Annotated in this window: 27 protein-coding genes; 5 read left to right on the top strand and 22 right to left on the bottom strand. The window is 73.2% G+C overall.

Annotated features, from left to right (window positions below; all coding sequences use genetic code 11):
* Window positions 1-478: 478 nt before the first annotated feature.
* The 10 genes from tyrS to argC are packed head-to-tail and all read right to left on the bottom strand — an operon-like array spanning window position 479 to window position 11,071.
* Window positions 479-1,753, bottom strand: a complete 1,275-nt coding sequence (gene tyrS, locus LX83_RS25595) for a tyrosine--tRNA ligase (protein ID WP_253775802.1) — start codon at window positions 1,751-1,753, stop codon at window positions 479-481.
* 43 nt (window positions 1,754-1,796) lie between these two features.
* Window positions 1,797-2,426, bottom strand: a complete 630-nt coding sequence (locus tag LX83_RS25600) for a DNA-3-methyladenine glycosylase (protein ID WP_253775804.1) — start codon at window positions 2,424-2,426, stop codon at window positions 1,797-1,799.
* An 8-nt stretch (window positions 2,427-2,434) separates the two neighbouring features.
* Window positions 2,435-3,883, bottom strand: coding sequence for an argininosuccinate lyase (gene argH / locus LX83_RS25605; RefSeq protein ID WP_308204058.1), 1,449 nt, complete (start codon window positions 3,881-3,883; stop codon window positions 2,435-2,437).
* Window positions 3,884-3,894: 11 nt separating this feature from the next.
* On the bottom strand, window positions 3,895-5,115 hold the full coding sequence (locus LX83_RS25610) for an argininosuccinate synthase (RefSeq protein ID WP_253775806.1): 1,221 nt from the start codon (window positions 5,113-5,115) through the stop codon (window positions 3,895-3,897).
* The gene (locus LX83_RS25615) at window positions 5,108-5,650 is read right to left on the bottom strand and encodes an arginine repressor (protein ID WP_253775808.1); all 543 of its coding nucleotides are present in this window, start codon (window positions 5,648-5,650) and stop codon (window positions 5,108-5,110) included. Before LX83_RS25615 ends, LX83_RS25610 begins: the two co-directional genes overlap by 8 nt.
* On the bottom strand, window positions 5,647-6,588 hold the full coding sequence (argF, locus tag LX83_RS25620) for an ornithine carbamoyltransferase (protein ID WP_253775810.1): 942 nt from the start codon (window positions 6,586-6,588) through the stop codon (window positions 5,647-5,649). The genes LX83_RS25615 and argF overlap by 4 nt, the downstream gene beginning before the upstream one ends.
* 1 nt (window position 6,589) lies before the next feature.
* Window positions 6,590-7,876, bottom strand: coding sequence for an acetylornithine transaminase (locus tag LX83_RS25625; protein ID WP_301328917.1), 1,287 nt, complete (start codon window positions 7,874-7,876; stop codon window positions 6,590-6,592).
* A complete protein-coding gene (gene argB, locus LX83_RS25630; protein WP_253775812.1) occupies window positions 7,873-8,820 on the bottom strand; it encodes an acetylglutamate kinase in 948 nt (315 codons plus the stop codon). Before argB ends, LX83_RS25625 begins: the two co-directional genes overlap by 4 nt.
* Complete coding sequence (argJ, locus tag LX83_RS25635) at window positions 8,817-10,031, bottom strand: bifunctional glutamate N-acetyltransferase/amino-acid acetyltransferase ArgJ (protein WP_253775814.1); 1,215 nt, start codon at window positions 10,029-10,031, stop codon at window positions 8,817-8,819. The genes argB and argJ overlap by 4 nt, the downstream gene beginning before the upstream one ends.
* Window positions 10,028-11,071 carry an N-acetyl-gamma-glutamyl-phosphate reductase gene (gene argC / locus LX83_RS25640; RefSeq protein WP_253775816.1) on the bottom strand — a complete coding sequence of 348 codons (1,044 nt, stop codon included), beginning with the start codon at window positions 11,069-11,071 and terminating at the stop codon, window positions 10,028-10,030. The genes argJ and argC overlap by 4 nt, the downstream gene beginning before the upstream one ends.
* 63 nt (window positions 11,072-11,134) lie before the next feature.
* Between argC and LX83_RS25645 the strand changes: the two genes are divergently transcribed.
* The 4 genes from LX83_RS25645 to LX83_RS25660 all read left to right on the top strand — a co-directional run bounded on the left by LX83_RS25645 (window position 11,135) and on the right by LX83_RS25660 (window position 14,225).
* Window positions 11,135-11,617: a methyltransferase domain-containing protein gene (locus tag LX83_RS25645; RefSeq protein WP_253775818.1), complete on the top strand. Its 483-nt coding sequence runs from the start codon at window positions 11,135-11,137 to the stop codon at window positions 11,615-11,617.
* Entirely contained in the window at window positions 11,614-12,192 is a 579-nt protein-coding gene (locus LX83_RS25650; protein ID WP_253775820.1) for an oxidoreductase, read from the top strand. The genes LX83_RS25645 and LX83_RS25650 overlap by 4 nt, the downstream gene beginning before the upstream one ends.
* A 263-nt stretch (window positions 12,193-12,455) precedes the next feature.
* On the top strand, window positions 12,456-13,175 hold the full coding sequence (locus LX83_RS25655) for a tRNA-dependent cyclodipeptide synthase (RefSeq protein WP_253775822.1): 720 nt from the start codon (window positions 12,456-12,458) through the stop codon (window positions 13,173-13,175).
* 30 nt (window positions 13,176-13,205) lie between these two features.
* Window positions 13,206-14,225: an acetylserotonin O-methyltransferase gene (locus LX83_RS25660; protein WP_253775824.1), complete on the top strand. Its 1,020-nt coding sequence runs from the start codon at window positions 13,206-13,208 to the stop codon at window positions 14,223-14,225.
* A 15-nt stretch (window positions 14,226-14,240) separates the two neighbouring features.
* Here the strand turns inward: LX83_RS25660 and LX83_RS25665 are convergent, their stop codons facing one another.
* The 9 genes from LX83_RS25665 to infC all read right to left on the bottom strand — a co-directional run bounded on the left by LX83_RS25665 (window position 14,241) and on the right by infC (window position 22,445).
* The gene (locus LX83_RS25665) at window positions 14,241-14,570 is read right to left on the bottom strand and encodes a DUF6092 family protein (RefSeq protein ID WP_253775826.1); all 330 of its coding nucleotides are present in this window, start codon (window positions 14,568-14,570) and stop codon (window positions 14,241-14,243) included.
* Window positions 14,554-15,123, bottom strand: a complete 570-nt coding sequence (locus LX83_RS25670; RefSeq protein ID WP_253775828.1) for a nitroreductase family protein — start codon at window positions 15,121-15,123, stop codon at window positions 14,554-14,556. The genes LX83_RS25665 and LX83_RS25670 overlap by 17 nt, the downstream gene beginning before the upstream one ends.
* Complete coding sequence (locus LX83_RS25675; protein ID WP_253775830.1) at window positions 15,120-15,890, bottom strand: class I SAM-dependent methyltransferase; 771 nt, start codon at window positions 15,888-15,890, stop codon at window positions 15,120-15,122. Before LX83_RS25675 ends, LX83_RS25670 begins: the two co-directional genes overlap by 4 nt.
* Window positions 15,891-16,162: 272 nt before the next feature.
* Window positions 16,163-18,742, bottom strand: coding sequence for a phenylalanine--tRNA ligase subunit beta (pheT, locus tag LX83_RS25680; protein ID WP_253775832.1), 2,580 nt, complete (start codon window positions 18,740-18,742; stop codon window positions 16,163-16,165).
* A gap of 98 nt (window positions 18,743-18,840) precedes the next feature.
* A complete protein-coding gene (pheS, locus tag LX83_RS25685) occupies window positions 18,841-19,908 on the bottom strand; it encodes a phenylalanine--tRNA ligase subunit alpha (RefSeq protein WP_253775834.1) in 1,068 nt (355 codons plus the stop codon).
* 159 nt (window positions 19,909-20,067) lie between these two features.
* A complete protein-coding gene (locus LX83_RS25690) occupies window positions 20,068-20,958 on the bottom strand; it encodes a TrmH family RNA methyltransferase (protein WP_407649672.1) in 891 nt (296 codons plus the stop codon).
* Complete coding sequence (gene rplT, locus LX83_RS25695) at window positions 20,955-21,329, bottom strand: 50S ribosomal protein L20 (protein ID WP_253775838.1); 375 nt, start codon at window positions 21,327-21,329, stop codon at window positions 20,955-20,957. The genes LX83_RS25690 and rplT overlap by 4 nt, the downstream gene beginning before the upstream one ends.
* A gap of 241 nt (window positions 21,330-21,570) precedes the next feature.
* On the bottom strand, window positions 21,571-21,765 hold the full coding sequence (gene rpmI, locus LX83_RS25700; RefSeq protein ID WP_253775840.1) for a 50S ribosomal protein L35: 195 nt from the start codon (window positions 21,763-21,765) through the stop codon (window positions 21,571-21,573).
* Between the two features lie 110 nt (window positions 21,766-21,875).
* Window positions 21,876-22,445 (bottom strand): translation initiation factor IF-3, encoded by a 570-nt coding sequence (gene infC / locus LX83_RS25705; RefSeq protein WP_308204059.1) that lies wholly within the window; start codon window positions 22,443-22,445, stop codon window positions 21,876-21,878.
* 275 nt (window positions 22,446-22,720) lie between these two features.
* On the opposite strand from infC, the gene LX83_RS25710 reads away from it, so the two are divergent.
* Window positions 22,721-23,074: a DUF1844 domain-containing protein gene (locus tag LX83_RS25710; RefSeq protein WP_253775844.1), complete on the top strand. Its 354-nt coding sequence runs from the start codon at window positions 22,721-22,723 to the stop codon at window positions 23,072-23,074.
* 125 nt (window positions 23,075-23,199) lie between these two features.
* Here the strand turns inward: LX83_RS25710 and LX83_RS25715 are convergent, their stop codons facing one another.
* From LX83_RS25715 to LX83_RS25725, 3 genes are all read right to left on the bottom strand, one after another.
* Window positions 23,200-23,580: a RidA family protein gene (locus LX83_RS25715; protein ID WP_253775846.1), complete on the bottom strand. Its 381-nt coding sequence runs from the start codon at window positions 23,578-23,580 to the stop codon at window positions 23,200-23,202.
* A gap of 131 nt (window positions 23,581-23,711) precedes the next feature.
* Entirely contained in the window at window positions 23,712-24,455 is a 744-nt protein-coding gene (locus tag LX83_RS25720; RefSeq protein ID WP_253775848.1) for an IclR family transcriptional regulator, read from the bottom strand.
* Window positions 24,452-25,585: a sugar kinase gene (locus LX83_RS25725; RefSeq protein ID WP_301328918.1), complete on the bottom strand. Its 1,134-nt coding sequence runs from the start codon at window positions 25,583-25,585 to the stop codon at window positions 24,452-24,454. Before LX83_RS25725 ends, LX83_RS25720 begins: the two co-directional genes overlap by 4 nt.
* Window positions 25,586-25,679 lie beyond the last annotated feature (94 nt).

Raw genomic sequence — 25,679 nt, forward strand, 5'->3', positions numbered from 1 at the left:
ACTTTCCCGATTCATCAGGACCAACCCTGATCCGTATTCAGTTTTCGCTTTCCGTCAGCCTATCCGACTCGTTTTTCCGCTGTCAAATCGGCTCCAGTGAACCGGATTCGCCCAGCAGAAAACCCCACCGTTTCGGCTTTTGGTTTTACGCTGTGTGACCCGAGAACCCGCGACAAGCCGACTCCGTCGGAGTCCTTGCTGCTGGGGATCTCGCATCAGCGGACACCCACTCTACCACATCGTGGGAGCTTGGTTCGTGTCCATCGCCAGGCAGCGTCCCCGGTGGCCTTCCGGCCGGTGGGCCCGCTCCGCGCTGGCAGAGAGAAAGTTACGCGCCGGGGAACGGGAAGTCAAATCCCGCCCCCGGCTCGTCAACATCGACAAAACCGCTGGTAGGAGCCTGTTTCGCGGCGTGGAACCCGGCCAGCGCCCGGATTGGCGGCCACTGGTGTGACCGCACTCACCAGGGAAATCGCGGTCAGTGCTGCACCTGGACGCCGGCGGTGTTCCGTTTGCCCCGACGCAGCACCAGCCACCTGCCGTACAGCAGGTCGTCGGTACCGGGCTGCCAGGACTCGTCGGCCACCTTGGTGTTGTTCACGTAGGCACCGCCCTCCTGCACGGTCCGCCGGGCCGCCCCCTTGCTCGGCGCCAACCCGGCGGCCACCAGCAGGTCCACGATGGTCGGCTGCTCGGCGAGGGTCACCGTGCCGGTGGGCACCTCGGCCATGGCCGCGTCCAGCGTGTGCTCGTCCAGCTCGCGCAGCTCGCCCCGGCCGAACAGGGCCTGGCTGGCCGCGATCACCTGCCGGGTCTCCCGTTCACCGTGCACCAGCGTGGTGAGTTCCTCGGCCAGCCGGCGCTGGGCCGAGCGCAACTGTGGGCGTTCGGCCATGTCCCGTTCCAGCGCGTTGATCTCCTCGGCCGGAAGGAACGTGAACAGTCGCAGGTAGTGGCCGACGTCGGCGTCGCTGGCGTTGACGAAGTACTGGTACCAGGCGTACGGCGAGGTCATCGCCGGATCCAGCCACAGGTTGCCGCCGCCGGTGGACTTGCCGAACTTGCGGCCCTCGGCGTCGGTCACCAACGGCATGGTCATCGCGTGGGCGGAGCCGCCGTCGACCCGGCGGACCAGGTCCACCCCGCCCAGGATGTTGCCCCACTGGTCGGAGCCGCCGATCTGCAACCGGCAGCCGTAGGCCCGGTACAGGTGCAGGTAGTCCTGGGACTGCAGGAGCAGGTAGCTGAACTCGGTGTAGGAGATCCCGTCGGTCTCCAGCCGGCGTTTGATCGTCTCCCTGGCCAGCATCACGTTGACCGAGAAGTGCTTGCCGACGTCGCGGAGGAACTCCAGCACCGACTGGCCGCCGGTCCAGTTCAGGTTGTTCTCCACGATCGCGCCGGTCGCCGAGTCGTCGAACTCGACGAACCGCTCCAGCTGGCCGCGGATGCGGTCGGCCCAGTCCGCGACCACGTCCAGCGAGTTCAGCGTCCGCTCACCGGTGTCCCTGGGGTCGCCGATCATCCCGGTCGCGCCGCCGGCCAGCACGATCGGCCGGTGCCCGGCCCGCTGGAACCGGGCCAGGGTGAGCAGCGGGACCAGGTTGCCGGCGTGCAGGCTGGGCGCGGTCGGGTCGAAGCCGGAATACAGCGTGAGTGGCCCCTGGTCGAGGTCGTGCCGCAGGTGCTCCAGGTCGGTCGACTGCGCGATCAGGCCGCGCCAGGACAGCTCGTCGAGGATGTGCTCACTCACGCCAGCATCTTCCCCCACGGCCTCGACCTGGTCCCAACCGGTTTCAGCCGGACCGGGTGCCGCGCTTGCCGCCGCGCCGGTAGGTGCTCACCGCTGGCGAGCCGTCCACCCAGAACCGCCAGGGCACGTCCATGGCCACGGCCACGCCGACCCGGGGTCCCGCCTTGATCGACTCGGCCGGCACCGGGTCACCGGCCAGCACGCGCAGGGGTGAGTCCGGGTCGGTGAGGTTGATCCCGTTGTGCGCGCGGTCCAGCCCGAGCACGCCGGTCAGCCGGGCCGGGCCCTTGGCCAGTTCGGCGGTGCTGCGCGCGGAGGGCCGGCGCGCCCTGGCGATGTCCACGCCGGTGATCACCTCACCGGCGCGCAGCAGCACGGCACCGGGCACCCCGTCGGTGAGCGAGACGATGTTGGCGCAGTAGTGCATGCCGTACACGAAGTACACGTACAGCCGCCCGGCCGGGCCGAACATCACGTCGTTGCGCGGGGTGCGGCCGCGGTAGCAGTGCGACGCCGGGTCGTCACCGCCGCGGTACGCCTCCACCTCGACCAGGCGCACCGCGACCGGGCCCTGCGGGGTGTCCGCCTGCAGCACGCAGCCGAGCAGGAGCTTGGCCGCGTCGACCGGGTCGACGGAAAGCTCCTGCTCGGTCAGCTGTCGTGGGGCCGACATCAGCGCCATCAGGCCGGCCGGACCGGACGGCGCGCCCAGTCCCGCTGCGCCTGGACCACGTCCACCAGCCGGTCGCGCTGCTCTGCCACCCGCTCGGCGGCGGTGCCGCCCCGGGCGTTCCTGGAGGAGATCGATCCCTGCACGGTGAGCACGGTACGCACCTCGGGGGTCAGGTGCGGCGAGCAGTCCGCCAGTTCCGCGTCGGTCAGCTCGTCGAGGCCCACCCCGCGGGCCTCGGCCGCGCGCACGCACGCGCCGGCGGCCTCGTGCGCGACCCGGAACGGCACGCCCTGGCGGACCAGCCACTCGGCGATGTCGGTGGCCAGGGTGAAGCCGGCCGGCGCGCTCGCGGCCATCCGCGCGGTGTCGAACCGGAGGGTGCCGAGCATGCCGGCGATCGCCGGGAGCAGCAGCTCCAGCTGGTCCACCGAGTCGAACAGGGGCTCCTTGTCCTCCTGCAGGTCCCGGTTGTAGGCCAGCGGCTGGGCCTTGAGGGTCGCCAGCAGGCCGGTCAGGTTGCCGATCAACCGGCCGGACTTGCCCCTGGTCAGCTCGGCCACGTCCGGGTTCTTCTTCTGCGGCATGATCGAGCTGCCGGTGGCCCAGGCGTCGTCGAGCACGGCGTAGCCGAACTCCGAGGTGGTCCAGATGATGACCTCCTCGGCGATCCGGGACAGGTTCACCGCGAGCATGGCCAGGCAGAAGGCGATCTCGGCGGCGAAGTCGCGGGAGGCCGTGCCGTCGATGGAGTTGTCCACGGCCGAGGTGAAGCCCAGTTCCTCGGCGACGGCGGCGGGGTCCAGGCCCAGCGACGAGCCGGCCAGCGCGCCCGAGCCGTACGGCGAGACCGCGGCGCGCCGGTCCCAGTCGCGCAGCCGGTCCACGTCGCGCACCAGGGACTGGGCGTGCGCGAGCAGGTGGTGGGCCAGCAGCACGGGCTGGGCGTGCTGCAGGTGGGTGCGGCCGGGCATGGCCGCGTCCGGGTGCGCGGTGGCCTGGCTGACCAGCGCGTCCACCACGTCCAGGGTGCCCTCGGCGATCCGCCGGGCCGCGTCGCGCAGCCACATCCGGAACAGGGTGGCGATCTGGTCGTTGCGGGACCGGCCGGCGCGCAGCTTGCCGCCCAGGTCCTTGCCGGCCCGCTCCAGCAGGCCGCGTTCCAGGGCGGTGTGCACGTCCTCGTCGGCCGGGACCGGGGTGAAGGTGCCGGCGGCCACGTCGGCGGCGAGCTGGTCGAGCGCGGCCAGCATCCGCCGCAGCTCGTCGTCGGTGAGCAGCCCGGCCTGGTGCAGCACCCGGGCGTGCGCCCGGGAGCCGGCGATGTCGTAGTCGGCCAGCCGCCAGTCGAAGTGGGTTGACAGGCTCAGCGCGGCCATGGCCTCGGCCGGGCCGCTGGCGAACCGGCCGCCCCACAGCTGGGCGGATGCCGGCGGTGCCTGGTCGTCGGGTGCGTTCACGGGGCGTGCGTTCACCGGGCGGACCCTAGCTGCCGCCCGGCGAGCTGCTCCCGCCTGGCCGCGATCTTGCTGGGCAGCCCCCACAGCTGGACGAAGCCCTTGGCCAGCGACTGGTCGAAGCTGTCGCCCTCGTCGTAGGTGGCCAGGTGGAAGTCGTACAGCGACTCCTCGCCGCGCCGGCCGGTCACCACGGCGCGGCCGCCGTGCAGCACCAGCCGGATCTCACCGGAGACGTGCTGCTGGGTGGTGGCCAGGAAGCTGTCCAGCGCCTCCTTGAGCGGCGAGAACCACAGGCCGTCGTAGACCAGTTCGCCCCAGCGCTGCTCGACCTGCCGCTTGAACCGGGCCAGGTCGCGCTCCAGGGTGACGTTCTCCAGCTCCTGGTGGGCGGTGATCAGCGCGATGGCGCCGGGCGCCTCGTAGACCTCGCGGCTCTTGATGCCCACCAGCCGGTCCTCGACCAGGTCCAGCCGGCCGACGCCCTGCGCGCCGGCCCGCCGGTTCAGCTCCTGGACCGCCTGCAGCACGGTGACGGTCTCGCCGTCGATGGCCACGGGCACGCCCTGGTCGAAGGTGAGCACCAGCTCGTCGGGATCGCGCGGCTCGGCCGGGTCGGCGGTGTAGGCGTAGACGTCCTCGGTGGGCGCGGTCCAGATGTCCTCCAGGAACCCGGTCTCCACGGCCCGGCCCCACACGTTCTGGTCGATCGAGTACGGCGAGCGCGCGGTGACGTCGATCGGCAGACCCCGCCGCTCGGCCCAGGCGATGGCCTTCTCCCTGGTCCAGGCGTAGTCGCGGACCGGGGCCAGCACCGTCAGGTCCGGGGCGAGCGCGCCAACGCCGACCTCGAAGCGGACCTGGTCGTTGCCCTTGCCGGTGCAGCCGTGCGCGACCGTGCTGGCGTCGTACCGCCGGGCGGCCTCCACCAGGTGCCGGACGATCACCGGTCGGGACAGCGCGGACACCAGCGGATACCGGTCCATGTACAGGGCGTTGGCCTGCAGGGCGGGCAGGCAGTACCCCTCGGCGAACTCGTCGCGCGCGTCGACCACGACGGCCTCGACCGCGCCGCAGGCCAGCGCCCGCTTGCGGATGGTGTCCAGGTCCTCGCCGCCCTGGCCGACGTCCACCGCCACCGCGATGACCTCGGCACCGGTCTCCTCGGCGATCCAGCCGATGGCCACCGACGTGTCCAGCCCACCGGAGTAGGCCAGCACGACCCGGTCAGTCATGCTCGTTCTCCTCGATCGCCCCCGCGCGCGGGGGATTGCTCGCGTCGTGTTCTCCGCTGGCCAGCGCGGTCAGCCGGGCGGCGAGGTCGGCGCCGCTCAGCGGTTCCCGCGCCACGACCAGGATGGTGTCGTCACCGGCGATGGTGCCGACGATGTCGTGCAGTGCGGCCCGGTCCAACGCGCTGGCCAGGAAGTGGGCCGCGCCGGGCGGGGTGCGCAGCACCGCCAGGTTGGCCGAGGACTGGGCGGAGACCAGCAGCTCGCCGAGCAGCCGGCTCAGCCGCGAGGTGCCGCCCTGCACACCCCGGATCGGGCTGCCGTCCTCCGGGATGACGTAGACGGCGGCGCCGCCGTCGGCACCGCGCAGCTTGACCGCGCCCAGCTCGTCGAGGTCCCGGGACAGGGTGGCCTGGGTGGTCTCGATGCCCTCCACCGCGAGGATCTTGGCCAGCTCGGTCTGGCTGTGGATGGCCCGCTGCGCGACCAGTTCGACGATGCGGGCCTGCCTGGCCGCCCTGGTCGCCGCCGTGGTCATCGTCGCTCCCCGGACTCGGCGTGGGTCAGCAGCCAGGTCAGCAGCGCCTTCTGGGCGTGCAGCCGGTTCTCGGCCTCGTCCCACACCGCGCTGGCCGGCCCGTCGAGCACCTCGTCGGTGATCTCCCAGCCGCGGTGCGCTGGCAGGCAGTGCAGCACGGTCGCGCCAGGCGCGGCCTCGGCCAGCAGGGCGGCGTTGATCTGGAACGGCAGGAACGGGCCCACCCGGTCCTTGCCGTCGTTCTCCTGGCCCATCGACGTCCAGGCGTCGGTGACCAGCACGTCCGCGCCGGCCGCGGCGGTGCGCGCGTCGGTCAGCACGGTCACGCTGCCCCCGGTCTGCCCGGCGCGCTGCTTGGCGGCCAGCACCACGTCGGGGTGGGGCGTGAAGCCCTCGGGTCCGGCGATGCGCACGTGCAGGCCGGCGGTGGCGCCGCCGAGCAGCAGCGAGTGGGCCATGTTGTTGGCGCCGTCGCCGAAGTAGGCCAGGGTCAGGCCGGCCAGCCGGCCGTGCCGCTCCCGGATGGTCTGCAGGTCGGCCAGTACCTGGCAGGGGTGGAACTCGTCGGTCAGCGCGTTGATCACCGGCACCCGGGACACCGAGGCCATCGCCTCCAGCCGCTTCTGCGCGAAGGTGCGCCAGACCACGGCGTCGACGTAGCGGGACAGCACCCGGGAGGTGTCCTCGATGGTCTCCTCGCGGCCCAGCTGCATCATCCGGCCGTCCACGATGATCGGGTTGCCGCCGAGCTGGGCGATGCCCACCTCGAAGGACAGCCGGGTGCGGGTGGAGTTCTTCTCGAACAGCACCGCGACCGAGCGGGGGCCGGCCAGTGGCTTGTGCCCCAGCCGGTCGGTCTTGAGCTGGTCGGCCAGGTCCAGCACGGCCAACTGCTCGGCCGGGCTCAGGTCGTCGTCGCGCAGGAAGTGGCGTGGCATCTCATGCCTCCGTGGTTGGCCGGCCCGGCAGGGCCGCGTCGAGCAGGGCGGGCAGGTCGGCCAGGAACTGCCGGGCCTGGGCCCGTTCCAGCACCAGCGGCGGGGCCAGCCGGATGGCGTCCGGCTGCACCGCGTTGACCAGGTAGCCGGCCTCGGCCGCGGCCGAGGCCACGGTCGCGGACACCGGCTGGCGCAGCAGCAGGCCGATGAGCAGGCCCGTGCCGCGCACGCCGGCCAGCAGCGGGTGGCCCAGTTCCTCAACGCCGCTGGCGATCTCCTTGCCCAGTTCGGCCGCGTGCTCGCAGAGCCGCTCGGCCGCGATGGTGCGCAGCACGGCAAGGCCGGCGGCGCAGCACACCGGGTTGCCGCCGAAGGTGGTGCCGTGCTGGCCGGGCTGGAGCAGGCCGGCCGCGGCGCCGATGCCCACGCACGCGCCCAGCGGCAGGCCGCCGCCCAGCCCCTTGGCCAGGGTCACCACGTCGGGAACGATCCCGGCCCGCTGGAAGGCGAACCAGCTGCCCAGTCGGCCGATCCCGGTCTGCACCTCGTCGATGACCAGCAGCGCGCCCGCGCGGCTGGTGAACTCGCGGGCGGCGGCCAGGTAGCCGTCCGGGGCCACCACCACCCCGCCCTCGCCCAGCACCGGTTCGAGGAACACCGCGGCGGTGTCCGCGTCCACCGCGGCCTCCAGCGCGGCCACGTCGCCGTAGGGCACGTGCACCACGCCGGGCGTCATCGGCTGGAACGGCTCCCGCTTGGCCGGCTGCCCGGTGAGCGCGAGCGCGCCCATGGTGCGGCCGTGGAAGGCGCCCTCGCAGGCCACGATCTTGGGCCGGCCGGTGAGCCGGGCCAGCTTGAAGGCGGCCTCGTTGGCCTCGGCGCCGGAGTTGCAGAACAGCACGCGGCCGCTGTCGCCGACGCCGAGCACGTCCAGCAGGGCGGCGGCCAGGTCCAGTGCCGGCTGGCTGGCGTAGAAGTTGGAGACGTGGCCCAGGGTGGCGATCTGCCGCTGCACCGCCTCGACGACGGCGGGGTGGGCGTGGCCGAGGGCGTTCACCGCGATGCCGCCGAGCAGGTCGAGGTAGCGGTTGCCGTCGGCGTCCCACACGTGGGCGCCCTCGCCGCGCACCAGGGTGAGCTGGGGCGTGCCGTAGTTGTTCATCAGCGCGCCCTGCCACCGCTCGCGTCCGTCCGCATTGGACGACACCGCGGCGAGCGCGTCCACAGTGGACTTGGTCGCGCCGGCGGCGGGTGGCTGGGTGGGGTGCTCGGTCGTCGGCCCGGTCATCCCGTCTCCTCCTCTGGTAGCACCATCGTCCCCACGCCCTGGCTGGTGAAGACCTCCAACAGCACCGAGTGCGGCAGCCGACCGTCGATGATGTGCGCGGCGGGCACCCCGCCGCGGACCGCGCGCAGGCACGCCTCCATCTTCGGCACCATGCCGCTGACCAGGTTGGGCAGCATGGCGGTCAGCTCGTCCGCGCGCACCCGGCTGAGCAGCGAGGACCGGTCCGGCCAGTTGGCGTACAGGCCTTCCACGTCGGTGAGCACGACCAGCTTCTCCGCGCGCAGCGCCACGGCCAGCGCGCCCGCCGCGGTGTCCGCGTTGACGTTGTGCACCACGCCGTCGGCGTCCGGGGCCACGGTGGACACCACCGGGATGCGCCCGGCGTGCACGATGTCCAGCACCGCGTCCGGGTTGACCTCGACCACGTCGCCGACCAGGCCGACGTCCACCGGCTCGCCGTCCACCACGGCCGGCCGCCGCGCGGCGGTGAACAGCTGGGCGTCCTCACCGGAGATGCCCACCGCGTACGGGCCGTGCTTGTTGATCAGCCCGACCAGTTCCCGACCGACCTGGCCGACCAGCACCATGCGCACCACGTCCATGGTCTCCGGCGTGGTCACCCGCAGCCCGCCGCGGAACTCGCCGGCCATGCCCAGCCGGTCGAGCATGGCGGTGATCTGCGGGCCGCCGCCGTGCACCACCACCGGGCGCAGGCCGGCCAACCGCAGGAACACCATGTCCTGGGCGAAGGCCCGTTTCAGCTCGTCGTCGACCATGGCGTTGCCGCCGTACTTGACCACCACCAGCGCGCCGTGGAAGCGCTGCAACCAGGGCAGCGCCTCGACCAGCACCTCGGCCTTGGCCGCGGCCTGCTCCCTGGCCCGTGCCCTGGCGGCCAGGCCGCCCACCCCGGTGGTCTCCTGCTGGCTCAGGTGGCCGCTCATGACGAGTACGCGCTGTTCTCTTCGACGTAGGCGTGCGACAGGTCGGTGGTGTAGACGTCGGCGGTGCCCTCGCCCAGGCCGAGGTCGATCACGATGCCCACCTGGGGCCCGCTCAGGTCCACGGTGGAGCGGTCCTCACCGCGCACCCCGCCCCGGCACACGGTGACCCCGTTGATGATGATGTCCAGCCGGTCCTGGTCGACCTTGGCGCCGCTGCGGCCCACCGCCATGGCGATGCGCCCCCAGTTGGGGTCCGAGCCGAACAGCGCGGTCTTGACCAGGTTGTCCTCGGCGACCACGTTGGCGACCTGCTTGGCCTCGGCCGCGTCGGCCGCGCCGATCACGCTGACCACCACGCGCTTGGTCACGCCCTCGGCGTCGGCCTGCAGCTGGGTGGTCAGGTTGGCGCACACCGCGGTGAGCAGGTTGGTGAACGACTCCTCGTCGGGGCGCTGGCCCGAGGCGCCGGAGGCGAGCAGCAGCACGGTGTCGTTGGTGGAGGTGCCGCCGTCCACGTTGAGGCTGTTGAACGACCACGTCACGGCCTCGCGCAGGGCGCGGTCGAGCACGTCGGCGTCGACCACCGCGTCGGTGGTCAGCACGCTGAGCATGGTGGCCATGTTCGGCGCGCACATGCCGGCGCCCTTGGCGAACCCGCCGACCGCCCAGCCGTCGGGGTGGTGCACGGCCGCCTGCTTGGGCCTGGTGTCGGTGGTCATCACCGCGGTGGCCGCGGCCAGCCCGGCCTCGGGCGTGTCCGCCAGCGCGCCGGCCACCTCGGCGATCCCGGCCAGCACGTTGTCCATGGGCAGCCGCTCGCCGATCAGCCCGGTGGAGCAGACCGCCACCTCGACCGCGCCGACGCCCAGGATCGAGGCCACCCGCTCGGCGCTGGCGTGGGTGTCCTGGAAGCCCTCGGGCCCGGTGCAGGCGTTGGCCCCGCCGGAGTTGAGCAGCACCGCGCGCAGCCGGCGCTGCCGCAGCACCTGCTGGGACCACAGCACGGGCGCGGCCTTGACCTTGTTGGTGGTGAACACGCCGGCCGCGGTCTGCTCGGGCCCGTCGTTGACCACCAGGGTCAGGTCGGGGGCACCGGAGGGCTTGATGCCGGCGGCGATCCCGGCGGCGCGGAAGCCGCGCGGCGCGGTCACCCCGGCCGAGGTGTCCGGCGTGTACGGCGCTGCCGAGGGATCGGTGGTCGGTTCGGTCATGGCGCGACTCCCAGGGTGGTCAGTCCGGTGCTCTCCGGCAGGCCGAGGGCCAGGTTCATGCACTGCACGGCGCCGCCGGCGGTGCCCTTGGTGAGGTTGTCGATGGCGGCCACCGCGACCAGGCGCCGGGCGTCGGCGTCCACGGTGACCTGCAGGTGCAGCGCGTTGCCACCGAGCGTGGCCGCGGTGGTCGGCCACTGGCCGGCCGGCAGCAGGTGCACGAACGGCTCGTCGGCGTAGGTCTTCTGGTAGGCGGCGCGGACCGCGTCGGCGTCCACCCCGTCGGCCAGCGGCGCGGTGCAGGTGGCCAGGATGCCCCTGGGCATGGGCGCGAGCACCGGGGTGAACGACACGCTCACCGGTGTGCCGCCGGCCGCGGCCAGGTTCTGCGCCAGTTCGGGGGTGTGCCGGTGGGCGCCGCCCACGCCGTAGGCGCTGACCGAGCCCATCACCTCGGAGCCGAGCAGGTGCGGCTTGAGGCTCTTGCCCGCGCCGGAGGTGCCGGACACGGCGACCACCACGACCTCGGGCCGCACCAGGTGCTCCCGCAGGGCCGGGGCCAGCGCCAGGCTGCTGACCGTGGGGTAGCACCCGGGCACGGCCACCCGCCGGCTGCCGCGCAGCAGGTCGCGCTGGGTGCGACCGTCGGCGAGCGGCAGTTCGGGCAGGCCGTAGGGCCAGCTGCCGCTGTGCTCGCCGCCGTACCAGCGCTGCCAGTCGGCGGGGTTGGTCAGCCGGTGGTCGGCGCCGCAGTCGATGACCACGGTCCGCTCGTCGAGCTGGGCGGCCAGTTCGGCGGAGTGCCCGTGCGGCAGCGCGAGGAAGACCACGTCGTGGTCGGCCAGTGCCGCCGGGGTGGTCTCGGTCAGGACGCGGTCGGCCAGGGGCACCAGGTGCGGTTGGTGCTGCCCGAGTCGGCTGCCCGCGTTGCCGCCCGCGGTGAGCGCGCCGATCTCGACCTCGGGGTGGGTGAGCAGCAGACGTAGCAGCTCTCCTCCGGCATAGCCGCTGGCTCCGGCCACTGCGATCCGAACCGTCATACGCATGATTATGCACAACCATGCAAGCTCACTCAATGTCGTTCATGTCGGACCGGCGACCGGGTGGAGCTGGTCGGGGTCGACCTCAACGCGACGCTCATCGCACAGGCCACCCGCCTGGCCGGGGTGGAGCGGCTGCGCTGCCGGTTCGTCACCGGTGACGCGTTCGAGCCCGGCGTGGCCGTCGAGGACGGCGCCCGCACCATCGTGATCTCCACCGGCCTGCTGCACCACCTGCCGGCCGCGCAGCTGCCCGAGTTCTTCGCGGCCCAGCGGCGGCTGGGCGTGCACGCCTTCGCCCACTGGGACTTCGACGCCGGTCCGTGGGCCACGCTGGGCGCCTGGGTGTTCCACCGGGCGCGGACGCGGGAGGCGGTGTCCCGCCACGACGGTGTGCTGTCCGCGCGCCGCGCCCACCCCGCGGCCGCGCTGCTGCGCGCGGCCCGCCTTGGCGCGGACGGCTACCGGATCGCCTGCGTGGACGGGCCGCGCTGGCTGCCCCGGCTCACCCACGTGGTCCGCCCGATCACGGGAACGCGCGCGTGACGGGCAGCGCCTGGGCCGTGGCCAGCGCACTGCTGGTGCTGGCCGCGCTGGACGGCGCGTTCGCCGGCTTCCGCTCCTCGGCCGGGCGCACCGGGCTGATCCGGCACCGTCGGGGTGATGTCGTGGCGGCGGCGCGGGGCTGCCGCACGGTGCTCCTCCTGCTGGTGCCGGTGCTCGGTGGTGTGCTCGCGGACGTGCTGGGCGGTGCTGTGCTGGGCGGTGCTGTGCTGGGTGGTGACGTGCTGGGCGGTGCCGCGCGCGTCGCGCCGTACCTGCGCGCGGGCCAGGTCATGCTCGCGGTGTACCTGCCCTACGCGGCCGTGGTGCTGGCCGCGCTGGCCGGCCACGCCCTGCTGGACTGGCGGCGGCGGTTCCTCGCCACCGCCCTCGTCCTCGGGCCGGGCACCCTCATCCGCCCGGTGGTCGTCCTCGCCGGTGCGGCCGCCGGCGCCTGGGCCGCGCACGACGTGCTGGTCGGCGCGCTCGCCCTGCTGGCCGCGGTGGCCGTGCTCGCCGTGCAGCCGGTGGCCGACCGGTGCTGGTACGGCCCGCGACGCCGGTCCCGGCCGGCCTGACGGAGCAGCCGCCGACCACTCGTTCGGGTGCATGTGCTCGCCCCACCAGCCGACCACACGGTGGAATTGGTTCTGGATCGGTGGAGTTCACCCCAGCCCGCAGAAGAGGGAACCGGACGTCGATGACTCGCTGGAACGGCGATGGCACGCGCTTTCCAGCTGGTCCGGGTGTTCCTGGGGTCGCTGAGGTCAGCGCACCGGTACCAGCCCCAGTCGCCAGCGCGTGGCCACCCCGAAGCCACTCGCGCGTCCGGAGGAAGACCATGTCCCTCGACTTACTCCCCAACCCCGCGCACGGGTTCCACGCCGAACCCTGCAGCGCCCGCTGCCAGCGCATCTGGCAGCACGGGGACCACGCCCTGATCGGTGTCAGCACCGGCAACAGCTACTTCACCCAAGAACGCCTCGCCGCCCTGCTCACCTGGGCCGGGCACTTCTTCACCGACGTCGACGTGCTCTACGTGGACACCCACATCGACACGATGCTGGTGGCGCTGGGCCACAGCGCGCAGCACGCGACAAAGCTGGCCAAGTCCCGGATCCGGGACGTGCGGCGCCGGATCCGGCGCGCGCTGGAGCAGATCCGGCCGGGCGGCGACCGCTTCCGGGTGCACGCCCTGTCCGACTTCCTCGCCGAACCGACCTACCAGCGCCTGCGCGTCCACGTCGACCAGGCACTGGCCAGCGACCACCGGTTCGCCTCGGTCTGCGAGGACATGGTGCGCCGCTTCCTGCTGGCCAGACCGGACCCGGACGGCGACGCCCCGAAAACGCTGCGCGCCGGCCTGAACTACCTGCTGGCCGAACTGCCGTTCTTCGTGGACAGTCCGGCGATCTTCGGCGTCTCCTCGTCGGCGAACTGCTACCACGTGAGCACTCCGCTGGTGGAGTACCTGGTGCGGTACCAGGACGGAGTGCTGCGGGCAGCGCGCAACCAGGGATTCATGGTCGTCAGACCGGCCGAGGACTACCCCCACCCCTGACCGAACCCACCAGTGCGAAGCGAGCAGCAGATGGATCAGGACCACGAACTCGACGCCGGCGCGCGACTGCTGGCGCTCAACGACGGTTTCCTCTACGCCAGAGCACTCCAGCTGGTGGTGGAGGTGGGCGTGCCGGAGCTGCTGGCCGACGGCCCGCGCGCGGTCAGCGACCTGGCGGCGGCCACGGGCACCCATCCCGACGCGCTGCACCGGGTGCTGCGCGCGCTGGCCAGCCAGGGGGTGTTCCGGGAGGAGGCGGCCGGCTGGTTCGCGCTGACCCCGCTCGGCCAGCACCTGCGCGCGGACCACCCCGGCACGGTGCGGTCCATGGTGGCGTTCGCCGGGCAGGTCTGCCACGCGTTCACCGACGCCATGCACAGCCTGCGCACGGGCGCGCCGAGCTGCCCCGAGACGTTCGGGCAGCCGTTCTTCGCCCTGCTGCGCGACCAGCCGGAGCGGGGCGCGCTGTTCAACGCCGCGATGACCGAGGCCACCGTGGCGGAGAGCGGCGCGGTGGTCGACGCCTACGACTTCGCCACCGCGCGGCGGATCATCGACGTCGGCGGCGGCAACGGCGCCCTGCTCGCCGCGATCCTGCGCGCCTGCCCGGACAGCACCGGGGTGATCTTCGACCAGCCCCACGTGGCCGAGTCAGCCCGGCGGCGGATGACGGCCGCCGGGCTGGACGGCCGCTGGGAGGTGGTCACCGGTGACCTGTTCGGCGAGATCCCGCGCGGTGGCGACCTCTACGTGCTGAAGTGGATCCTGCACGACTGGTCGGACGAGCAGGCGGTGGCGATCCTGCGCGGCTGCCGGCGCGCGATGGGCCCGGAGAGTCGGCTGGTCCTCATCGAGCGGCTGCTTCCGGCCGACGACACGCCCCACCCGAGCAAGGCCCTCGACCTGGTGATGCTGGTCCTGCTGGGTGGCAGGGAGCGCACCGGGGACGGCTACGCGCGCCTGTTGGCCGAGGCCGGGTTCCGAGTCAGCCGCGTCGTCGCCACCGCGTCGACGCTGAGCGTCATCGAAGCCCGGCCCCAGCACGGCTGAGCAGCGGGCACTTCGTCACGGCGCTGGCTCGGCCGCGGTGTCCGGCTGGGTCAGCGCGGTGACCAGCCCCGCGCACAGGTTGTCCAACAGGGTGGCGAAATCGCGGTCGGCGGGCGGTCCGAAGACCACCCCGTCCAACTGGCTGCGCACCGCGACCAGGTCCGGCGTGGCCTCGCCGGCGGTCTCCAGCAGCTCCAGAGCGCGGCGCGCCCCTTCCAACAGCCGGTAGAGCGCGTAGCCGGGAGTCTCCTCAAGCAGCCGCCGGCCGCTGCTGAGCAGGTAGGCGGCCAGCAGCGCGATGCCCTCGCGCAGCTCCGGCGACACCGGGTCACTTCCAGGTTTCATACCTGATCACCTCCGCCTTGGCGCGGCGCTGCGACGGCTCGGCCTGACGGGCCGGGTGTCCGACGGGAACGACCAGCACGGGGTCCAGGTGGCGCGGCAGGTCCAGCAGGGACCGCACCGGCTCGACGAGGAAGCTGCTCACCGGGCACCCGCCCAGGCCGAGCGCGTGCCCGGCCAGCAGGAAGTTCTGCACCGCCATGGCCACGCACAGCCTGCCGACCCGGAGCATGCCCGGGTCGTCCGGCGCCTGTGTCCGGTCGAAGCAGGCGACGAGGATCAGTGCCGGCACCCCGATGATGCCCGGGCAGAACGCCCGCACCCGGCGCACCCGGGCCGGGTCGCGGACCACGACGAAGGCCCACGCCTGCTTGTTGGACGCGGACGGGGCGGCCAGCAGCGCGTCCAGCATCCGCTCCAGCACGGCGTCGGCAACGGGTTCCTCGGTGTAGCTGCGCATGGCGCTGCGCGTGCGCATCACCTCGAACACGTCGGACACCCGGCGCGGGGAGCCGTTGCCGCGCGGGTCGGCGTGCTGCCGCTGGCCGGTGCTCACGGCTCCCTCCGGCGCGCGCTGACCAGCAGGTTGACCGGGCTGGCCACGGGCTGGCGCACCGGCGGCGACCCGGTCGCCCCGACCCGGACCCGTTCCAGCGCTTCCCATCTGATGTCGGTGAACCCGGCCGACTCCAGGGCCTCCTGCATGGACTCGCGGGACCAGTAGTGCACCCGCAGCGCGATCGGCGGGACGGTGGGAACCGAGATGGTGTAGGCGGCGCCGTCGTGCGGGTCGGCCGGGCGGTGCAGGACGAAACCGTTGGCCTGCGCGGACCGCGGGTCGGCGGTGGGGTTGCCCACGTAGGCGAGCAGCCGACCACCGGGCACCAGGTTGGCGCACATCCGCTCGCACATCCGGACCAGCGTGCTCCGGGTGTCCGCGTAGTGCAGCACGGCCGCGGCGACCACCACGTCGAACGCGTCCAGCACCGGCATGGTGGTGGCGTCGTGCACCCGGTACTCCACGCCCAGCGGTTGCTCCGCCTCGATGGCCCTGGCCAGCTCGATCATGCCGGCGGACACGTCCACGCCCACCACGTGCGCGGCGCCGCGCTGCTTGATCACCCGCGCGTACACGCCGTCGCCGCAGCCCACGTCCAGCACGCGTTTCCCGCGCACCGGCCCGAGCACACCGCACAGGGACGGAATTTCCACCTCCTCCCGGTACGGGCCGACCACGCGCTCGATGTCGGAGTTCCTGTTGGCGAACTCGTCGTACTGCTGGGCCACGCTCTCCTCCTGACGGGTGAAGACTCCCGTTGGCACAGCCGAGCGTGGTGCACGCGCACGATCCGGTTGGGGCGAACGGCTCAGGATCACTCGAACGAGACCCACCGGATGCGCTCCGCAGTCGGCCCGAGCGGGCGGGCCCGCCGGCCGGGTCAGGCACCCGACGGGGCAGCGCGCGCCGAAGTCCACAGTGGAGAGTCAACCCGGCACGGGGGCGCCCCGGCCAGCGGCTGTCCACAGTGGACGGCCGGAGAAACGGGTGGGCGCCGGGCCGGGCGAACCCGGACCCGGCGCCCACCGCCGAGAACTCAGCCGCGCAGGGTGGCGCCGAACCGCTCGGTCGCCGCGGCCACGGCCGCGTCGCGGGACGCGGTGGCCTCCTCCACGGTCAGCGTCCGGTCCAACGCCCGGAAGCGCATCGAGTAGGCCAGCGACCGCTTGCCCGCGCCGACCTGCTCGCCGGTGTAGACGTCGAACAGCCGGACCTCCTCCAGCAGGTCACCGCCGGCGCCGCGGAGCACGGCCGCGACATCGGCGGCGGGCACGGCCGCGTCCACCACCAGCGCCACGTCCAGCAGCACCGGCGGGAACGGCGAGACCAGCGGGACCGGCCGGTTGTCCCGCAGCGGCAACGCGTCCAGGTCCAGCTCCATGGCGCAGGTGCGCCGGGGCAGCCCGAGCGCCTCCACCACCTTGGGGTGCAGCTCACCGGCGTGGCCCACCGGCCAGTCGCCGACCCGCAGCTCGGCGCACCGGCCCGGGTGCCACGGCGCGCACTCCACCGCGACCGCGCGCAGCTCCACGCCGTAGGCCTCGGCAACAATCTTGGCGGCCTGCACGGCGTCGGCCCAGCTGGCCGGCTCGCCCTTGCCCCACCAGCCGGTGCGCTGGCGCTGGCCGGCCAACACCACGGCCACGTGCAGCGGCTGCCGAGGCAGCGCCGCGAGCAGGCTGCTCAGCTCGGCGTCGGACGGGCGGGTGGCGACCGGCACGTCGGGCACGGGCACCTGGGTGGCGCTGGGCAGCGTCACCTGGCCGACGTGGAACAGCGCCACGTCGCGCTGGCCCCGGGACACGTTGCGCTGCAAGGACTCCAGCAGGCCGGGCAGCAGCGTGGTGGCCAGTTCGTCCCGTTCGGACTCCAGCGGGTTGAGCACCTTCACGGTGTTGCGCCGCACGTCGTCGGGGGCGAAACCGAACGCGTCCCAGGTGGCCGGCGAGGTGAACGGGAAGGGCAGCACCTCCACGTAGCCGGCCTCGGCCAGCGCCCTGGCCACGGTCCGCCGGCGGCGCTGCACCTCGGTCAGGCCCCGGCCGGCCGGGGCGGTCGGCAGCACCGACGGGATGCTGTCGTAGCCCTCCAGCCGCAGCACCTCCTCCACCAGGTCGGCGGGCTGGCGCAGGTCGCTGCGCCAGGTCGGCGGGGTGGCGGTGACCATGGTGACACCGCTGTCGCTGGTGGTGACCTCCACGGCGCAGCCGATCTGCTGCAGCCGGCGGGCGGTGACGCCCCGCGCGTAGCGGACGCCGGCCACCTTGTCCGGCAGGTCGATCGGCATGCTCACCGGCGGGAACAGCGACACCCGGCCGACGTCGGTGCGACCCGGGTGGATGCGGCCCTCGCCGTACTCGCGCAGCAGGCGCGCGGCCCGCTCCAGCGCGGCCGGCGGCAGCGCCGGGTCGGTGAACCGCTCGAACCGCCGGGCCGCCTCACTGGGCAGCTTGTGCCGGCGCACCCCCCGGCTGATCGAGGCCGGGTCCCAGTGCGCCGCCTCCAGCAGCACGTCCGTGCTGGTGTCGCTGATCTCCGTGCTGGCGCCGCCCATGATGCCGGCCAGCGAGATGGGGCCGGTGTCGTCGCAGATGACGATGTCGTCGCTGGCCAGCTCGCGCTGCACGTCGTCGAGCGTGGTGAGCTTCTCCCCCGGCCTGGCCCGCCGGACCACCAGCGACCCCTTCACCGAGCCGGCGTCGAACGCGTGCAGGGGCTGGCCCAGCTCCAGCATCACGTAGTTGGTGACGTCCACGGCCAGCGAGATGGACCGGATGCCGGCGAGCATCAGCCGGCGGCGGATGAACCACGGGGTGGGCGCGGTCGCGTCCAGGTCGGTCACCCGGCGCAGCACGAACCGGGAGCAGGCCTGCTCGTCCTCGATGTGCACCGGGACGACCTCGCCCTCGCCCGGCGGCACCTCCAGCATGGCCGGGTCGATCAGCGGCACGTCCAGCGCGCACGCCAGTTCCCTGGCCAGGCCGCGCACGGAGAAGCAGAAGCCCCGGTCGGGCGTGGGCGTCACCTCCAGCACGGTGTCGTCCAGGCCGAGCAGGTCGACCGCGTCGGTGCCGGGGGCGGCGGTGCCCGGCGGCAGCACCAGGATGCCGCTGTGGTCGTCGCCGATGCCCAGCTCCTTGGCCGAGCAGATCATGCCGTTGCTGACGTGGCCGTAGGTCTTGCGCGCCGAGATGGCGAACCCGCCGGGCAGCACCGCGCCGGGCAGCGCGGCCACGATCAAATCACCCTCGGCGAAGTTGGTCGCCCCGCAGATGATCCCCCGCACGTCCGGGGCGGCCTCGCCGGTCCCGGCGGTCGCGGCGGTGCCGCCGGTCAGCCCCATGCCCTCGGGGTCGTCGATCTCGGTCGACGACGTGGCCGCGTCGGCCGCCAGCACACCGACCTCGACCTGGCAGTAGCGGATCGGCTTCTTGAACCCGGTCAGCTCCTCGATCCGCACCACGCGGCCGACCACCAGCGGGCCGGTGACGGCGTTGAGCGGACGGATGTCGTCGACCTCGATGCCGACCCGAACGAAGGCGTCCGCGAGTTGCTCCGGCGTCGGCACCTCGTCCAGTTCGAGGTGCTCGGTCAACCAGGTAACCGGGATGCGCAACTCCAGCTCCTAACGCGTTGGCTGTTCGATGAGGCGTGTGGTCCGGCCGGCGGCACGGGGTCCGGGCCCCGGACAGGGGAACGAGAAGGGGACGGGCACTACGCCTCCGTCCCGAACGGCAGGGTGAACCGCACGTCGCCCTCGATCATGTCCCGCATGTCCGGGATGCCGTTGCGGAACTGCAGGGTTCGCTCCAGCCCCATGCCGAAGGCGAAACCCGAGTACACCTCGGGGTCGACGCCACAGGCGCGCAGCACGTTCGGGTGCACCATGCCGCAGCCGCCCCACTCGACCCAGCCGGCACCGCCCTTCTTCTCCGGGAACCACACGTCGACCTCGGCACCGGGCTCGACGAACGGGAAGAAGTGCGGGCGCAGCCGGGTGCGCGAGTCCGGGCCGAACATGGCGCGGGCGAACGCGTCCAGCGTGCCCTTCATGTGCGCCATGGTGATGCCCTTGTCCACGGTCAGCCCCTCCACCTGGTGGAACACCGGGGTGTGGGTGGAGTCGAGTTCGTCGGTGCGGAAGGTCCGACCGGGGCAGACCACGTAGACCGGCAGCTCCCGCTCCAGCAGCGAGCGGATCTGCACCGGGGAGGTGTGCGTGCGCAGCACCAGGCCGGAGTCGGCCGGCGCCACGTAGAAGGTGTCCGAGGTGGTGCGGGCCGGGTGGTCCTTGGCGAAGTTCAACGCGTCGAAGTTGAACCACTCGGTCTCCACCTCGGGGCCCTCGGCCACCTCGTAGCCCATGCCCACGAACACGTCGGCGATCCGCTCGGCCAGGGTGGTCATCGGGTGGCGGGCGCCCCGGGGCACCCGGTCCCAGGGCAGGGTGACGTCGACCGCTTCCTCCCGCAGCACCCGCTGGTCGCGTTCGACCTGCAGCTGGGCCTGTCGGGTGGCGAACGCCTCCCGGACCGCGCTCTGCGCCTCGTTCACCCGCTTGCCGGCCTCGGCGCGGGCCGCCGGCGGCAGGGCGCCGATCTCGCGGCGGGCGGTCAGCAGTGGCGAGCGGTCACCGAGGTGGGCGGGCTTGACAGCGGCCAGCTCGTCGAGGTCGGCGGCGGCGGTGAACGCCTGGACGGCCTGGTCGACGGCGGCACGCAGGGTCTCCGGCGCGAGCGCCGCGACCTCCTTGGGGTCGTACGGGTCGTTGGCTCCGGACATGGTTGACAGACAGCTCCTGGTGGTCCGTCGCGGACAGGGGTGCGTTACCTGCGCTCCGCCAGGGGTCGACACGGGGCGCAACAGGCCGATACTAGGTGATCGGGCCTGGGCGGGTTCACGCAGTTGGCCCACGGTCGGATCGATCACGACCACGCCGCGTCACGCGTGCCGGTCGGGCCGTTCGCACCGCTGGGCCCGGCCAGCCGAACGCTGGTCACGGGCTGTCGCGTACAGGCAGACGGCCGCGGCGGTGGCCAGGTTCAGGCTCTCGGCCGCGCCGTGGATCGGCACCCGCAGCACGTCGTCGACCTGGGCGCGGACCGCCTCGGACAGCCCGTGCGCCTCGCTGCCGAACACCCACGCGGTGGGCGCGGCCAGCTCACCCCCGGCGCTGGCGGTGTCCAGGTCGCCGGTGGCGTGGCCGTCCGCGGCGACCAGCCGCAGCCCGGCCGCCCGGCAGGCCGCGAACACCTCGTCCACCTGCCGGGAACGGGCCAGCGGCAGGTGGAACACGCTGCCGGTGGACGCCCGCACGCACTTGCCGTTGTGCGGGTCCACGGTGTCGCCGGCGAACAGCACCGCGTCGGCCCCGGCCGCGTCCGCCACCCGGGTGACCGTGCCGGCGTTGCCCGGGTCGGCCACCCCGACCAGCACGGCGACCAGCCCGGGCGCCGGTGGCAGGGCGGCGGCCAGCGGCCGGTCCAGCAGGTCGCACACGGCGACCAGGCCCTGCGGGGTCACCGTCTCGGACAGGCCGGCCGCGGCCCGCTCGGTGACCAGCGCCACCGGCACACCGGCCGCGTCGGCCCGCGCCAGCAGGTCGCCGTGCCGGGCGGCGGCGGGTTCGGTGACGAACAGCTCGTGCACCCGGCCCTGGCCGGCCGCGGCCCAGCCCAGTGCCTCACGCACCGCCTGGGCGCCCTCGGCGAGGAAGCGGCCGGCGCGTTCCCGGCCGGCCCGCCTGGTCAACCGCCGAGCGGCAGCGACCCGGGGAGTCCGTTCGGTGAACGGGGCGTCCCCGGGTCGCGGTGCGTGGAACCGGCCGGTCAGGCCTGGGCCCCGGTCGCCGGCACGTTGGCGCGCGCCAGCTCGACCAGTGCGGCGAACGCGGTGGCGTCGCTCACGGCCAGCTCGGCCAGGATCTTGCGGTCGACCTCAACCCCGGCGGCCTTGAGGCCCTGGATGAAGCGGTTGTAGGTCATGCCGTTCTGGCGGGCGGCGGCGTTGATGCGGGTGATCCACAGCTGGCGGAAGTCACCCTTGCGGGCCCTGCGGTCCCGGTAGGCGTAGTTGAGCGAGTGGAGCATCTGCTCCTTGGCCTTGCGGTACAACCGCGAGCGCTGGCCGCGGTAGCCGCTGGCCAGTTCGAGGGTCGTGCGGCGCTTCTTCTGGGCGTTGACCGCCCTCTTGACGCGAGCCACGGGGTCCGTCCTGTCGATCTCGTGGGGCGTTGGTGATGTGCCCCGGTGTGCGTGGGTGCGGCGGATCACCTGGCACAACCAGGTGAGCGCCCTGACCAGCGCCGATCACCTGGAACAGCCAGGTGAGGGCCCTGACCCGGGCTGGGTCACCTGGCGCGGCCGGGTGGGAGCCTGGTCGGCGCGGCGGCCGGTGCGGCGCGCTGCGGCGCCGTGCCCCGGCCCCGCGCTGGGCGGGCCGGAGTCAGCGACCGAGCAGCCGCTTCACGCGCGGCACGTCGTTGCTGGCGACCTCGGCGGTGCCCTCCAGGCGGCGGGCCAGCGTGCTGGCCTTCTTCTCCATCAGGTGACGGCGGCCAGCGCGCTCGCGGCGCAGCTTGCCGGTGCCAGTCACCCGGAAGCGCTTGGCGGACCCGCTGTGCGTCTTGTTCTTCGGCATTTCCGTCCTTGCTCTCGTACTGCCGCCCTCGGGCGGCGTGCGTCCTCGTCACCGGAGCCGGCTGGCTCCGGTGGCAGGAGACCTCGTCCCTGGACGCTGACCTGGTCGGGTCAGTCCTCGGCGGACTCGATGTCCGAGTCCTCCGAACCGGACCGGGGACGCGGCTTGACGTTCTTGTGCGGCGCCAACACCATGATCATGTTTCGGCCGTCCTGCTTGGGGTTGGCCTCGACGAAGCCCATGTCAGCCACGTCGTCGGCCAGCCTCTGCAACAGCCGGTACCCGAGCTCGGGCCGGGACTGCTCACGACCACGGAACATGATGGTCACCTTGACCTTGTTGCCGTGCTCCAAGAAGCGGACGACCGCCTTCTTCTTGGTCTCGTAGTCGTGGGAGTCGATCTTCGGCCTGAGCTTCTGCTCCTTGATGACCGTGAGCTGCTGGTTACGGCGTGACTCGCGGGCCTTCTGCGCGCTCTCGTACTTGAACTTGCCGTAGTCCATGAGCTTGCAGACCGGCGGACGCGCCTGCGGGGCGACCTCGACGAGGTCCAAATCCGCTTCCTGCGCAAGCCGGAGCGCGTCCTCGATGCGGACGATCCCGACCTGTTCGCCGTTGGGTCCGACCAGGCGGACCTCGGGCACGCGGATGCGGTCGTTGATGCGCGGCTCGGAGCTGATGGGGCCTCCTCAGTTCGAGGTATGTCACGTCTGTCGCGTGGCTAGAGGGGCCCTGCACATGGATCTGGCCCCGGCGCCTGAAGACGCGGGGCCCTGTCCTACCGATCAATCCGACGCTCGCGCGCCGGACACACCACAGCAGCTCCTGGTCGTGCCAGGCCGCTGACCTGCGGGACCGGACCCGGCCGCCTCGGCGGCGACGCGGGTGGGAGCGGGGCTCCACTTGCCGCCCCCGCGTGGGCGGGGGCTGGTCGCACATGACAGGGTACCAGACCGTGAACGATCCGCAGGTACCCGATCCCGAGCTTGACGTGCGTGAACTGGCCGACGTGCCGAGCGTCGAGGTGATCAGCAGGGCGGCCGTGATGCTGATGTCGGCCGCGGCCGAACGGCTCGGCCTCGCCGACGAGGACCCGCAGGCCAGCCCCAAGCGCGACCTGGACGAGGCGCGGCGGCTGATCACCGCGCTGGCCGGCCTGGTCACGGCCTCGGCCGAGTACCTCGGTCCGCACGCCGCGCCACTGCGCGACGGCCTGCAGTCCCTGCAGCGCGCCTTCCGCGAGTCCTCGGTGATCCCGGACGAGCCGGGCCAGGGCCCCGGCGAGAAGTACACCGGCCCGGTGTTCTGAGGGCCCGGTGTTCTGAGCCCCCGGCCGGGCCGGCGCCGCGCTGGCACCGGCCCGGTTGGCGGCCGTTGTCGCCCCGGTCGCCCCACCGCGGGTCGTCCACCGCGGGTGGTGCTGGCGCGGTGCGGTCAGTCGAGCACGGCGAGCGCGTCGATCTCCACCAGCAGGCCGGCGGGCAGGCCCACGTAGACGGTGGTCCGCGCGGCGTAGGGCTCGACCGCGAACTCCCCGTACACCTCGTTCATCTCGCCGAAGTGCGCGGTGTCGGTGAGGTAGACGCGGAACATCACCACGTCGGCGAGGCTGGACCCGCCGGCCTTGAGCACGGCCTCGACGTTGCGCAGCGCCTGCCTGGTCTGCTCGGCCACGGTCGTGCCGACCACCGCACCGGTCTTCGGGTCGGTGCCGACCTGCCCGGCGACCTGCAGGATGTTGCCCTTGCGCACGCCCTGCGCGAACTTGGCCGGGGGCGTGGGGGCGTCGTCGGTGTGGATGGCGGTCTTGGCCATGGTGCTGTCCTTTCCTCACGTGCGGTACGTGAACTTACTTGCGGTGCGCGCGGCTCGCGGCACGTGGTGAGCCGGGGTGGGGCCCCGCGTCGGGCGGCCGCCCGACGGGTGTCCGGCCCGCGACCCTCGGGCTACCCCGACCAGCCGCACTCGACCGAGGCGGCGCGGGTCGCGGCCAGCAGGTGCGGCACCAGGGCGAGCAGCCCGTCCAGGTCGAGCAGGACCTTGGGCACGGACACCGACGCCGCGGCCAGCACCTCGCCCCTGGCGCCGCGCACCGGCGCGGCCACGCAGTGGATGAAGTCCTCGTGCTCGGCGTTGTCCACGGCATAGCCCTGCGCCCGCACCCGGTCCAGTTCGGCCAGAAAGGCCGGGGCGTCCAGGATGGTGTTGCGGGTCAGCGGGGTGTAGTCGATGCGCTCGGCCACCTGCCGCCGGCGCTCCTCGGGCAGTTCGGCGAGCAGCACCTTGGCCACGGCCGTGCAGTGCAGTGGCGCGCGCCGGCCCACCCGGGAGTACATCCGCACCGGGTGTCGGCTGTCGTACTTGTCGATGTAGATGACCTCGCCGTCCTCGTAGCTGGCCAGGTGCACGGTGTAGCCGGTGCGCTCGTTGAGTTCGCGCAGGGCCGGCTCGGCGCTGCGCCGCACGTCGCGCTCTTCCAGGGCCCGGTTGGCCAGGTCGAACAGGGCGGTGCCCAGCCGGTAGTGGTGGTTGCCGTCGCGGCGGACGAACCGGTGCGACTCCAGGGTGCGCAGCAGCCGCAGCACCGTGGTCTTGTGCACCTGGACGCGGGCGGCCAGCTCGTCCAGGGTCTTGGGGCCGTCGGCCAGGCCGGCGAGCAGGGTGAGCGCGCGGTCCAGGCTCTGGCTCACGGCGCGCCCTCGCCGGAGTCCGGCAGCGTGACCGCGCCGGGGTCCAGCGGTGGGCGCTCGCCGGGGTCCAGCAGCCGGCCAGGGGCCACCAGGTGGGCGCCGGCCCAGCCGGCCTCGTCCGCGGCCAGCAGCTTCTCGACCAGCTCGTCGGCGAGCGGCTCGCCAACGTCCTCCCTGGTCAGCAGCACGGCGGCGGCGCGGATGTGGCCGGCGCGCAGCCGGGTGCGGGCCGGCTGGCCGAGCAGGGTCGCGGCCAGGAAACCGGCGGCGAACGCGTCACCGGCGCCCACCGGCTCGACCACGTCGACCCGCAGCGCCGGCTCGAACACCTCCTGGTCGCCCTCGACGAGGGTGGCGCCCCTGGCGCCCTGCTTGACGACCAGGGTGGCCGGGGCGGGCAGCAGCGCGCGCAGCGCGGCCGGCTCGCCCGTGCCCCACACGATCTCGGCCTCGTCCTCGCCGGCGAGCACGATGTCCGCGGCGTTGGCCAGCTCGCGCAGCACGGCCGGGTCCTTGTCGCGCCACAGCGCCGGACGCCAGTTGAGGTCGAAGGACACCTGGTAGCCGGTGCGCGGGCCGTGCAGCAGGGCGCGCAGCAGCGCCAGGCAGCTGTCGGACAGCGCCGCGGTGATGCCGCTGACGTGCACCAGCCGGGTGGCGCCCAGGTCGAGGCCGGCCAGCAGGTCGGGGCCCATGCCGGCGGCGGCCGAGCCGTCCCGGTAGTAGCGGACCGGGCTGCCCCCGGCGCTGGCCTCCTTGACGTACAGCCCGGTGCGCCGGACCGGGTCGATCCGCACGTCGCTGACGTCCACCCCGGCCGCGGCCACGTCGGCGAGCACGGCCTGGCCGAAGGCGTCCTGGCCGACGGCGCTCACCCACCGGCTGCGCACCCCGAGCCGGGCCAGGTGGCAGGCCACATTGGACTCGGCGCCGCCCACGGTCCTGGTCCAGGTGCGCACCTCGTGCACGGGGCCGGCCTCGGCCGGCACGAGCAGGGCCATGGACTCGCCGAGGCACACCACGTCACCGGAGAGCGCTGGTTGATCCACTGTGGACGCTGGCTGGCCGGACGGACCGCCAGCGGCTGCCTGGCCCGCCAACTGGACGACGTCCTGGTGTTCCAACCGCATTAATTCCTCCGGCAGCCCAGGGCTGTTGGTTGCGTTGACGGCGAACTGGGGGAATGCTACACACCCCTGCATCACCATATGCAACCATCGTTGC

This window comes from Goodfellowiella coeruleoviolacea, assembly GCF_024171785.1.
GTDB classification, from domain to species: domain Bacteria; phylum Actinomycetota; class Actinomycetes; order Mycobacteriales; family Pseudonocardiaceae; genus Goodfellowiella; species Goodfellowiella coeruleoviolacea.

Bases quoted from the DNA above. Each gene is read 5' to 3' on its own strand.
- LX83_RS25600 (WP_253775804.1), bottom strand. From the start codon at position 2,426: ATGTCGGCCCCACGACAGCTGACCGAGCAGGAGCTTTCCGTCGACCCG.
- LX83_RS25610 (WP_253775806.1), bottom strand. From the start codon at position 5,115: ATGACTGACCGGGTCGTGCTGGCCTACTCCGGTGGGCTGGACACGTCG.
- LX83_RS25615 (WP_253775808.1), bottom strand. From the start codon at position 5,650: ATGACCACGGCGGCGACCAGGGCGGCCAGGCAGGCCCGCATCGTCGAA.
- argF (WP_253775810.1), bottom strand. From the start codon at position 6,588: ATGCCACGCCACTTCCTGCGCGACGACGACCTGAGCCCGGCCGAGCAG.
- LX83_RS25625 (WP_301328917.1), bottom strand. From the start codon at position 7,876: ATGACCGGGCCGACGACCGAGCACCCCACCCAGCCACCCGCCGCCGGC.
- argB (WP_253775812.1), bottom strand. From the start codon at position 8,820: ATGAGCGGCCACCTGAGCCAGCAGGAGACCACCGGGGTGGGCGGCCTG.
- argJ (WP_253775814.1), bottom strand. From the start codon at position 10,031: ATGACCGAACCGACCACCGATCCCTCGGCAGCGCCGTACACGCCGGAC.
- argC (WP_253775816.1), bottom strand. From the start codon at position 11,071: ATGACGGTTCGGATCGCAGTGGCCGGAGCCAGCGGCTATGCCGGAGGA.
- LX83_RS25655 (WP_253775822.1), top strand. From the start codon at position 12,456: ATGTCCCTCGACTTACTCCCCAACCCCGCGCACGGGTTCCACGCCGAA.
- LX83_RS25660 (WP_253775824.1), top strand. From the start codon at position 13,206: ATGGATCAGGACCACGAACTCGACGCCGGCGCGCGACTGCTGGCGCTC.
- LX83_RS25665 (WP_253775826.1), bottom strand. From the start codon at position 14,570: ATGAAACCTGGAAGTGACCCGGTGTCGCCGGAGCTGCGCGAGGGCATC.
- pheS (WP_253775834.1), bottom strand. From the start codon at position 19,908: ATGTCCGGAGCCAACGACCCGTACGACCCCAAGGAGGTCGCGGCGCTC.
- rpmI (WP_253775840.1), bottom strand. From the start codon at position 21,765: ATGCCGAAGAACAAGACGCACAGCGGGTCCGCCAAGCGCTTCCGGGTG.
- LX83_RS25715 (WP_253775846.1), bottom strand. From the start codon at position 23,580: ATGGCCAAGACCGCCATCCACACCGACGACGCCCCCACGCCCCCGGCC.
- LX83_RS25725 (WP_301328918.1), bottom strand. From the start codon at position 25,585: ATGCGGTTGGAACACCAGGACGTCGTCCAGTTGGCGGGCCAGGCAGCC.